The sequence below is a fragment of the Acinetobacter sp. WU_MDCI_Abxc222 genome (assembly GCF_025514755.1).
GTDB classification, from domain to species: Bacteria; Pseudomonadota; Gammaproteobacteria; order Pseudomonadales; family Moraxellaceae; genus Acinetobacter; species Acinetobacter geminorum.
Window position 1 is genome coordinate 249,763 of the sequence record NZ_JAHPVG010000004.1, and the last position, 11,218, is coordinate 260,980.

Genomic DNA, 11,218 nt, shown 5'->3' on the forward strand with positions numbered 1-11,218 from the left:
ATTATGTCTGATTTACGCCAACGCTTTTATATAGAGAACTTTCCAGTACGTGGAGAAGTAGTTCATCTTGAAGAAGCCCTACAAACCATCTTAGCTCAACGTGACTATATGCCTGCTGTTAAAATTCTGCTAGGTGAAATGTTGAGTGCGACTGCATTACTTGCAAGTACACTAAAAATCAAAGGCCGTATCAGCTTGCAAATCCAGGCTAGCGGCACCTTCAAATGGGCGATGGCTGAATGTAATCATTTAGGAGAGGTTCGTGCTTTAGCGGACTATGAAACTGATCCTCGCTTTGTTGAAGCAACAGACAGCAGCACAGTTCTTGGCGCCCTAGTTAATCCTGTTTTATTTATTAATATTGAACCGGAATTTGGCGAACGTTATCAAGGGATCGTGCCGCTTGATCAAGTAAATTTAGCAGGCTGCTTGATGCAGTATTACGATTTGTCTGCACAAATTCCAACTCGTATTGTGTTGGCAAGTACAGATAAGCGTTCTGGCGGTTTACTGATTCAACTCTTGCCACGTCACGATGAAGAAGAGCAAAACTTGGTCGATGAAGATTTATGGCCACGTTTGACAATGTTGACCGAAACATTAAAAGCTGAAGAGCTTACCAATTTAGATGCAAATGAAATCCTGTATCGTTTATATAACGAAGAAGAAGTTCGTTTACCAGAAATTGAAGCTTTAAAATTTGGCTGTACATGTTCAAAAGAACGCTGTGCAAATGCCCTGATTCAAATTGGTGTAGACGCTGTTCATGAAACCCTAGAACATCAGAACCCGATTCGTATGGACTGTCAGTTCTGTAATACGCAATATACCTTTACCGCTGAAGAGGCTTTAGCGTTATTTGGTGAACATTTAAGTTAATCTTTTAACTTTATAAAAAGGCGGTTATACCGCCTTTTTTATTTACCTGCATTTTTTGATGATAATTTTCAAGATGTTAATTCAAATAGGATAATATAAGGCTACTTTATAGCCTAATAAATAAGATGCCTAAATACCATGAATTATTTTGATTATTTTCTCTTTATTTTTAGCGTAGTTATCATGATTGCGACCCCTGGCCCTGTCATGATTTTAGTTGCAAGCGCTGGACTTAAAGGGGGCTATAAAAAAGCACTGGAAACCATTTTTGGTACAAACCTAGCATCCCTTGTTTTAATTTTTATTTCAGTACTGGTTTTAAAAGGAGTACTGAGTGTTAATGATAGTTACCTCAATATCATTCGTATTTTAGGCTGCCTATATATTGGCTATCTGGGGTTGAGTATTCTTAAAGAAGTGATTCAGGCACCTCACCCAGAAGCGATACAAACAGTTTCAGCACAAAATGGTGGCTTTAAAAAAGGTTTTCTTGTCGGTATTTCAAACCCAAAAGATATTATCTTTTTCTCGGCTTTCTTTCCGCAATTTGTCTCTATTACCCCTCAGTTAAATTTAAGTTTAACCCTACTTACGCTGACATGGATTGTTTTAGACTTCCTCACCCTATCTTTGGTTTATATCTTTTTCCGCCGCCTTTCTAACAGTCATTTATATCCAAAAATATTAGGCCTCTGCGGTTTATTACTTTTACTGATTGCTCTTTACGGCTTGTATCAAAGTTTTATCTAACTTATTAGAGGTATAGTCTAATTTTGCTATACCTCCTTACGTTCCGCTGGATTTCGTAATAGAACAACTCTTATACAATCTAGCTTATTGAAAACTCTAAAAATCGTTTCATAATGAAATAAACAACACCATCGTGATAAAACATTATGGCAAAAAATTATTATGAAGAATTAGGGGTTACACGCAAAGCCTCTGCTGATGAAATTAAAAAAGCTTATCGAAAATTAGCCCGTAAATATCATCCCGACATCAGCAAAGAAAAAGATGCAGAAGAAAAAATGCAGGCCATTAATGTTGCCTATGACACGTTAAGCAATGCTGAAAAAAAAGCTGAATATGACCAGATGTTAGATCATCCTCAAGGTTTTAATAACTTTGGTCAGGGTGCTGCACAAGGGGGCTTTGATGGAGCACAGTTTTATCGCCAAGGTTTTACAGGCGGTGAACAAGCAGACTTTAGCGGTTTTGAAGATTTATTTGGTCGCTTTGGTGCAGGCTTTGGCGGTGGGCAACAACAATATCAAAGACAACAACGTAGTTATCGCGGTGAAGATCAACATGCCAGCATAGAGGTTGATCTTGATATTGCCTATCATGGTTCAACACAGCAAATTACTTTGCAAATTCCAACCATAAACGCTTATGGCGAACCTGAAGTTCAACGCAAAACCTTACAGGTGAAAATACCAAAAGGCATGAAAGAAGGTCAACAAATTCGCTTAAGTGGACAAGGCCAAAGCGGGATTAATGGCGGTGCCAACGGCGATCTTTATATTGAAATCCAGTATAAAGATACAGACCGTATTCATGTTGAAGGCAGTGACGTATATCTGACCGTAGATGTAGCTCCTTGGGAAGCGGCACTAGGTCAAGGTATTGAAGTAAAAACTCCAGCAGGATCCTTACATGTCAATTTACCTAAAAATGCCAAACAAGGACAACAGCTACGCTTAAAAGACAAAGGGATACCAAATAAAACGCCAGGCCATCTCTATTTAATTTTAAATATTGTATTCCCCCTAGCAAATTCTGAAAAAGAAAAAGAAGCGTATCAGCAACTGGCAGAAGCCTTTGCTTCATTCGAACCTCGTTCATCTCATTAGGGAGCAAGATCATGACAACCATTCACTATCGAGAAATTGTATATGACGGCCATACCTTTAGTGCAGAGGTCGTTGATGAACAATCGACATTTGATTTACAACAATTTGCCCAAGCTTGTGGCCAAAGTCCTGACTGGATTCTTCAGCTCATTGAATATGACATTTTATCAGTCGAGAACACACCTGAAGCACACCAGTTTATGGGTGAAGATGTCGCACGCGCACGTAAAGCGTATCGTTTACAACGTGACTTTGACGCAAGTTTGGCGGCAGTTGCTGTGATGTTAGATTTGATTGATGAAGTGCAACAACTTAGAAAACAGTTGAAGCATTTTCATTGAGATTTTTTCTTCTAAATAACCATTCAAGCAGGCATGAACTAAGGTGATGGGCGGCAGGGATGCCGCCTTTTGGACTGCGGTAACATGGATGTACCGTCAGTCCAATAAAGGGTTTTGTTACTTTTGCCCAGTCAAAAGTAAGGACAAGCCTATATAAAAAATATCTAATTAAACCCTATAGTCGAGGCAATGCTAACCAAACAATTTTGCCATTTTTGGAAGTCTTTATTACTTTAATCGAGTAATCTTTTCCACTTCCTTCAAAGTTTGTTTAATCGGTTCATATTCCAAAAACCAGAACAAATTCATCCGATCTTGACGATGCTGTTGAGCCAGTAAATCAATCACACTTTTTTCACCGCGCCCCACCAAATGTTGTCGATAAAAATAGTACAGTAACAAAACAGTACTTAGCAGCATGACTCCCAGCATAATCCAGAAACCTACCGGTGATTTAAGCCCTGGAATAAACTCAAAGTTCATTCCATAAATACCGGTTAAAAGCGTAAGCGGTGCAAATACAGCAGTAATAATGGCAAGAATACGCATATTCTCATTGGTCTGGTTGGCAATTGCTGAGAAGTGCAAATCAATCGCCGACTGAATGGCGCTACGTAAACGTAAAGTATGTTTTTGAATACGTTCGACATGACTCATTAAATCATTCAAACGAACTAATAAAAGATCTTGAGAACTATGCGTCTTCTCACCAATAACATGATGATAGTTTTCTACAATTTCATCTCGAAACTCTTGTAAGGTTTCGATTTGCTCTTCGCATAAATTTTCAACCTGCTGAAAGGCCATGTTTTCATGAAACAGTTGATGCCACTGTTTAAAACGACGATTACCTTGCAACAATTGTTGTTGCCAATGCTCAACCCTTCTAGTTAAAGGTGAACGGATATCAAGGTAGCCATCCACCATACTATTCAGCAGACGTAAACATAAATCTACAGGCGAATTAGGCAGCTTACGGGTTTTGTTTTGTTCTTCCAAAGTTTTACATAAAATATTTTCGAGACGTTGAATATAGTTTTCAATCGACTTATTGCCTTGCTCACGAACACTAATCAGAACTTTAGGGGTAAAAATAAAGCTAATCGGCGTGGTTGCTAGACCAAATACACTCTCATGGGATTCCCCATTTTTAATTTCATCATCAGGTGTAACGAGCTTTCTAAAAATAAGCAGGTCGTATTCTTCAAGCGTATCAAATGCACAAGGATGCTCAATATTCGCAATATCCCGCATATGAAATTCATTGATAACCACGTCTGAAAGCTGCTGAATCTTTTGTTGCCATTCTTCGTTATGGTTCACCACATCCGTTCTGACACTATCAATCCAGAAAAACTCCAGAATGTGTTCATTATGCTGCTCACGGCTTAAAAAGACATAGCCGTCAGCGTGATGGCGATAAAAGTAATAAACCTGCATACCACAATGATCTGTTTTTGTATTACTTGCATCATGCCATAAAAAAAGTCCGCATCAAGCGGACTTTTTCATGTCACCAGAACAATTATGCTTGTTCAATGTCTTTCATAGTCAATTTGATACGACCACGATTATCAACATCAGCAACTTGTACTTTCACTTCCTGACCTTCTTTAAGAACATCAGTTACGTTCGCAATACGTTCATTTGAAATTTGCGAAATGTGAAGAAGGCCATCAGTACCCGGCATGATGTTTACAAACGCACCGAATTCTACAATACGGATTACTTTACCGTCATAAATCTTACCTGGTTCAACTTCAGCAGTAATTGCTTGAATCTTAGCAATTGCAGCTTTAGCAGCAGCTTTAGTTTCACCAAATACGCGAACTGTACCATTGTCTTCGATATCAATTGCAGCTTTAGTTTCTTCAGTAATTTGACGAATAGTTGCGCCACCTTTACCAATAACATCACGGATCTTGTCTGGGTTGATGTTAATCACTTCAAATGTCGGTGCATGAGCACTGATTTCAGCACGAGCGCGTGAAATGACTTTATTCATTTCGTTTAGGATATGCATACGACCAGCAAATGCTTGATTTAATGCAACTTCCATAATTTCTTCAGTAATACCTTCAATCTTGATATCCATTTGAAGCGCAGTAATACCGTTTGCAGAACCTGCTACTTTAAAGTCCATATCACCAAGATGATCTTCATCACCCAAGATGTCAGAAAGTACTGCGAAACGCTCGCCTTCTTTCACCAAGCCCATTGCGATACCCGCAACTGGTGCTTTAAGCGGAACACCTGCATCCATAAGTGATAATGAAGCACCACATACAGAAGCCATTGAAGATGAACCGTTTGATTCAGTAATGTCAGATACAATACGAATTACATACGGGAAGCGGTCAGCCGCAGGAAGAACTGCTTGAACACCACGACGTGCTAAACGACCGTGACCAATTTCACGACGCTTAGGACCAGATTCACGGCCTGTTTCACCTACAGAGTATGCAGGGAAGTTGTAGTGCAACATGAAGTTGTCAGTCTTAGTACCAGCAAGGGTATCAACCATTAACGCATCACGAGTATTACCCAAAGTTGTTGTTACCAACGCTTGAGTTTCACCACGTGTAAATAATGCAGAACCGTGTGCACGATCTAATACGCCAACTTGAACGTCGATAGCACGAACAGTTTTAGTATCACGACCATCAATACGTGGCTTACCTGACAAGATGTTGTCACGTACTGTACGGTATTTAAGGTCTTCGAATAATTCGTTTACTTCATCAGCAATACCAGTTTCGTCATTTTCTGGAACAAACTGAGCTAAAGCTTCTGCATAAAGTGCATCAAGTGCTGCATAACGATCTTGTTTAACTGCAATTGTATATGCTTCTGAGATTTTCGCTTCGAAAGCTGCTTTTAATTGCTCAAGAAGAGTTTCGTTTTTAGCTGGAGCAACCCATGTTGATTCAACAGCGCCAGCAGCAGCCGCAAATTCTTTAATTGCTTGAATTGCAATTTGCATTTCGTCATGACCGAAAAGCACAGCACCAAGCATTTGGTCTTCTGAAAGTTCTTTCGCTTCAGATTCAACCATCAGTACAGCAGATTCTGTACCTGCAACCACAAGGTCAAGGTCACTTTCTTTCAACTGTTCAAAGTTCGGGTTAAGAACATATTCACCGTTGATTAAACCAACACGTGCTGCACCGATTGGGCCACGGAAAGGAGTACCAGCAATAGACAATGCTGCTGATGTACCAAGCATTGCTGCAATGTCAGCATCCATAGTTTTGTCAGAAGAAACAACAGTTGCTGTTACTTGAATTTCGTTGAAGTAACCTTCTGGGAACAACGGACGAATTGGACGGTCAATAAGACGTGAAATTAAAGTTTCAGCTTCAGAAGCACGACCTTCACGCTTACCGTAACCACCAGGGATACGACCAGCTGCATATTGTTTTTCTTGATAGTTAACTGTTAACGGGAAGAAGTCTTGGCCCGCTTTTGCTTTAGGTTGAGCAACAACTGCAACTAAAACAGTTACGCCACCCATAGTGATTAAAACTGTGTTTGCTTGACGTGCAACGCGACCCGTTTCTAAAACGACTTGATGTTGACCGAATTGGAATTCTTTACGAACGATATTAAACATTGACATGTATTGTATTTTCCTAATTTTATTCTAGTGAGACCCCTAAGGTTTGGCATTCAGACTACACCGATTGGTAGATAAATGACAAAGCTTAGAAGCCATCACACTAGATCAATTATTTAAAATAAGTTAAACGCAAAGAAGGAGCGCACAAGCGCCCCTTCTAAAAATCACTTAACCTAGCATTAAGTGAAACTCTCTTTTCAGCGATAAAGCATTGCGACATGCGAAATAGCGAAAACAAAGTGAAAATCGAATTAACGACGTAAACCTAAAGCACCGATCAAAGCAGTGTAACGACCGTGGTCTTTACCATTTAAGTAGTCGAGCAATTTACGACGTTGGTTAACCATACGGATCAAACCACGACGGCTGTGGTGGTCGTGTTTGTGAGCTTTGAAGTGACCTTGTAAATCATTGATTTGAGCAGTCAATAAAGCTACTTGTACTTCTGGTGAACCAGTGTCATTTTCAGCGCGAGCAAATTTAGCAATGATCTCTGCGCGGTCTGCATTAGTTAAAGCCATTCGATTTCTCCGAGATGCTTAAAAAAGTAAACGATATGAATCAGTTGAGGCAACTGACTGCCGTGCATCACTACAGCAAGTCGCCTATTTTAAGGTATCTATAGGTGGATTGCAAAATAGTTTTCAGTAACTTGTCATTTTAGACACTGACATCAAGACCTTAACCCTGCACACTAGCCTCGAATAAAAAGAAAGAAGCGCGAGGGACGTGTGAAAATTTTTTCAACTAACACCTGTCCAGTACCGGACAATATTGAGCAAGTCATTCGACAAAAAGATGAAGTTGCTGCTGAACAGGGTGGAATGAGCGATCACCAGATTCAAAAAATCTGGAAAAGTATAGAAGCACTGTATAGAACCGGAAACTATCCACTCATTACCTTTTGTTTACGTAGGCAAGGTAAAATTTTGCTGAACAGAAGTATTGGATATGCCCAAGGGAACTCTCCGGCAGGACTTCAAGAAAATGCTCTGATTGCAACACCAGATACACCTGTTTGCCTATTTTCAGCATCAAAGATGATTACAGCCATGTTGATTCATCTATTAGATGAAAAGGGTGAAATCAATTTACTTGATCCCGTGAGCTACTATGTTCCTGAATATGGGGTCAATGGTAAGCGCCGTGCAACGATCTTTCATTTATTAGCACATCGTGGCGGCATTCCCTATATTGATGGCGATGTCACACCAGAATTGTTATTTGATAAAGACGAAATTTTAAAACGTTTATATGCTGCCCGACCTGTGTCTCCTGCTGGAAATCACCTTGCCTATCATGCTGTTACGGCAGGTTATATTTTAGGAGAAGTCATTGAACGGGTGACTGGGCAGGATTTACGTGAATTTGTACATCAAACTATTGAAAAACCGATGGGAATGCCCTATTTCAACTATGGCTTAAAACCAGAATACCGTTCAGAAGTTGCCTTAAACTGTGCAACAGGTCTGCATCCTCGCCTTGGTACCGATCACTATCTGAATCATGTGTTAGGTGGCGGCTTACAACTTGCAGTTGATGTGACTAACGATAGTCGTTTTATGGACACCATTTGCCCAGCTGGAAACATCTATACCAGTGCAGAACAAGCTGGCCGCTTCTTTGAAATGCTTTTAAGTGGTGGAAGCTACGGCGGTCAGCAAATCTTTAGTGAGAAAACAATTTTCAGAGCAACACTACCAACCACAGGCGTTAACATTGATCGGACTTTATTAATTCCAATGCGCTATGCTTTAGGGCCAATGTTAGGCAGTAACCCGGTAGGCCTTTTTGGTCCAATGACAGGACAAGCATTTGGCCATTTAGGGTTCTCCAATATCTTATGCTGGGCCGATCCAGAAAGAGATATTAGTGTTTCCCTATTAACGACAGGTAAATCTGTAGTGGGTACTCACCTACCTGCTTTAGCTAAAGTGCTATATCAAATCTCCAGCCAATGCCCACGAATTCCTAGAGATCAACGCCGTTCTTTATTCGGCAGCGACTCTCATGAAACCAACTTAGTTTAAAAGCAAATAAAAAACCCAAGCATTTCTGCTTGGGTTTTTTGCGCTGTAGTTTTTGTTTATCGTGTTATTACTGTTTTTATTATCGTTGGTGAGATGCTAGTCACATCCTTCTTGTTGTTTTAACTCACTTCCAATGTTTTCGTTTTTATTTCCTTATGTGATGTATTGTGACACATCCAATTATGAAGAAAAGTAGTATTTTTCTTATCATCATGTAAGTAAAAACGTACAGGTCTGTATAATATTTGGTGTTTAGTCATTTTCAACATTTAACGTACAGTTCTGTATAACATATAACTTAACAATTCACAGGAAAAATGCTTATTTAAGAATCATACTACAGATAAATATATTGATATTATTGATATATTTTTCTCAACCGAAATATACTAGAGATAGGCTTAAAATTGATCTTTTCTGGTAGTTTTTTAGAAGCATTAGAAAAGTAAAATATAAAAAAGCCTTGTAGTCTCTCCCAAAACTACAAGGCTTAGCGGCTGTAAGTTTCCTCTTTATACACCTACTTCATTGTAAGTTCGCAGTCTCTCGACTTAAGTTATTATTATTGTGCGATTTTGCCCGACATTCCGTGCCAAGCTCGTTGTGCGTTTATAATCTCAAAAACACGGGGTGTACTCTAGCAGCAAATATCTCGAATCTATGTAAGCTTTTTCTTACAAGGGTGAAAATATTAAGTTTGGCTTAACGAACTAACCGATTAACTTTTTGAACTAAACCGCTTTTTCGTGTAGTACGAACTGTAAATGCTTGTAATAAAGCCTCTTGATGCACCAAAAGACTGACTACTTTCTTAGCTCGTGTAATGGCTGTATAGATTAACTCTTGGCTTAATAAGTTCTTGGCAGTCTGATCTAAAACGACAGCAGTATGAGTAAATTCAGACCCTTGTGATTTATGAATCGTTAAGGCAAATGCGCTCTGAATACTTTTAGGCAATCGATTTGCAGCGACCCATTTATTCAAACTTGGAAAATATACTTCGAACTGCTGTGGCTGAGTTCTGTGCTCAAAACACAAACCAATATCGCCATTTGAAATACCGAGCTGATAATCGTTATAAGTCATCATTACAGGACGACCCACGTACCATCCCCCTGCTGTCACTATTGAAAGTTGCTGCTGCAACCAACGCTGCGCATATTGGTTTAACTGCTGCAATCCAAACGGACCATGACGAACCGCGGTTAAAATCCGGTAGTCATCAAATGCTTTTACTACGTTTTGGACCTGTTCAATCGAGCGTTCTTCTTTTAAATAATTTTTTAGGCTTTTTACATATCCTTGGAAACCGAGCATGAGCTTCTGATAATAAATTTCGACTTCTGCGTGATTTCCTTCTGGTAAATATTCAAGCTGAACAACATCAGGCATATCTCTTTGTAAAAGTATGGGCTTTAATTCTGACACCTGAACAATATCAACTTCAAACCGCTGCAAAACTTCTACATGGTCTTGTTGATAGCTTTGTGCCTGAATAAATTTGGCCACTTGTCCAATCAACGCACCTTCAGTAAAACGACGACTGGTTTGTAATTGTACCCGGTTATCAGCCAACGCCTGTATTTGCTGCAAATCTGCAAGAACCGCCCCGACATCGACAGAAGCGAGCTGATTTGCATCTCCTAATAAAATAATTCGACAAGACTCTGGCACAGCTTCAAATAAAAGAGTAGCCAGATTTAAATCCAGCATAGAAGCCTCATCCACGACAATCACGTCATAAGGCAAAGGCTGTTTTTGATTAAACCGTGGTGTTTGGCTATGTCCCATCCCTAACAAACGGTGAATCGTTTGTGTTCCCTGATTTCTGAGTTCCTCACTCACTAATCCGGACTCAAGCAATTTAGGATCGTTAAATGAGTTCTGTAAAGCCTCTTGCATTCGCTGTGCTGCCTTACCTGTTGGAGCAGCCATCGCCACACGAATATGCGGAATTGCCTGACTCAGCACAGCAATAATACGTGCCAGCGTATAAGTCTTACCTGTACCCGGCCCACCGGTAATAATACTCAAGCCCTGCCGAGCAACCATTTGTAAAGCTGCCTGTTGATGAGCATCGGTAAGCAGGTCTAAATAGTCATCACAAGAGACAGGTTGAATTAATTGTTGCTTTAAACGACAAATTTGTTCTGCAAGTCGTTGCTCTAGGTGCCAATATCGGTATAATGCCAACCCCTGCTCATCGTAGACGCACGGCGCAACTTTTGAGGTTGCTTGATCGGCAGATATAGTAAGCTGACCAAGTGCTGCAATTTGCTCTGAACTGATATCAATACAACTATCGCCTTGTAAGCTCGCTTCAATAAGCTGCTGCAAGTAAGAAGTGGCTTCTGACACTTGCGATTGCTCAGTAAATGGAGCCTGATTTAAGAAGTTACTCCACGTTGTTAACCAGCTTAAATCGGCCTGTTCAGAGCTATTTAGATTGTCCACACACTTATCCACCTAGTTTTCCACACGCTTGTCCACATGGTT

Annotated in this window: 9 protein-coding genes; 5 read left to right on the top strand and 4 right to left on the bottom strand. The window is 40.0% G+C overall.

Annotated elements, in window-relative coordinates:
* Positions 1-3 precede the first annotated feature (3 nt).
* The 4 genes from KTJ10_RS09115 to KTJ10_RS09130 all read left to right on the top strand — a co-directional run bounded on the left by KTJ10_RS09115 (position 4) and on the right by KTJ10_RS09130 (position 3,073).
* The gene (locus KTJ10_RS09115) at positions 4-879 is read left to right on the top strand and encodes an Hsp33 family molecular chaperone HslO (protein ID WP_005079292.1); all 876 of its coding nucleotides are present in this window, start codon (positions 4-6) and stop codon (positions 877-879) included.
* Positions 880-1,017: 138 nt separating this feature from the next.
* Positions 1,018-1,629 (top strand): LysE family translocator, encoded by a 612-nt coding sequence (locus KTJ10_RS09120; RefSeq protein WP_005079293.1) that lies wholly within the window; start codon positions 1,018-1,020, stop codon positions 1,627-1,629.
* A gap of 146 nt (positions 1,630-1,775) precedes the next feature.
* Positions 1,776-2,732 (top strand): DnaJ C-terminal domain-containing protein, encoded by a 957-nt coding sequence (locus KTJ10_RS09125; protein WP_262441844.1) that lies wholly within the window; start codon positions 1,776-1,778, stop codon positions 2,730-2,732.
* An 11-nt stretch (positions 2,733-2,743) separates the two neighbouring features.
* Complete coding sequence (locus KTJ10_RS09130; protein WP_002114963.1) at positions 2,744-3,073, top strand: chaperone modulator CbpM; 330 nt, start codon at positions 2,744-2,746, stop codon at positions 3,071-3,073.
* A 228-nt stretch (positions 3,074-3,301) separates the two neighbouring features.
* Here KTJ10_RS09130 and KTJ10_RS09135 read toward each other — a convergent pair whose 3' ends face one another.
* The 3 genes from KTJ10_RS09135 to rpsO form a co-directional block, all read right to left on the bottom strand.
* Positions 3,302-4,513 carry a magnesium transporter CorA family protein gene (locus KTJ10_RS09135; RefSeq protein ID WP_005079297.1) on the bottom strand — a complete coding sequence of 404 codons (1,212 nt, stop codon included), beginning with the start codon at positions 4,511-4,513 and terminating at the stop codon, positions 3,302-3,304.
* 85 nt (positions 4,514-4,598) lie between these two features.
* Positions 4,599-6,686: a polyribonucleotide nucleotidyltransferase gene (pnp, locus tag KTJ10_RS09140; protein ID WP_171071986.1), complete on the bottom strand. Its 2,088-nt coding sequence runs from the start codon at positions 6,684-6,686 to the stop codon at positions 4,599-4,601.
* Positions 6,687-6,943: 257 nt separating this feature from the next.
* Complete coding sequence (rpsO, locus tag KTJ10_RS09145) at positions 6,944-7,213, bottom strand: 30S ribosomal protein S15 (RefSeq protein ID WP_002114951.1); 270 nt, start codon at positions 7,211-7,213, stop codon at positions 6,944-6,946.
* Positions 7,214-7,423: 210 nt separating this feature from the next.
* On the opposite strand from rpsO, the gene KTJ10_RS09150 reads away from it, so the two are divergent.
* Positions 7,424-8,722, top strand: a complete 1,299-nt coding sequence (locus tag KTJ10_RS09150; RefSeq protein ID WP_262441845.1) for a serine hydrolase domain-containing protein — start codon at positions 7,424-7,426, stop codon at positions 8,720-8,722.
* A 702-nt stretch (positions 8,723-9,424) separates the two neighbouring features.
* Here the strand turns inward: KTJ10_RS09150 and recD are convergent.
* Complete coding sequence (gene recD, locus KTJ10_RS09155) at positions 9,425-11,176, bottom strand: exodeoxyribonuclease V subunit alpha (protein WP_262441846.1); 1,752 nt, start codon at positions 11,174-11,176, stop codon at positions 9,425-9,427.
* Between the last annotated feature and the right edge of the window lie 42 nt (positions 11,177-11,218).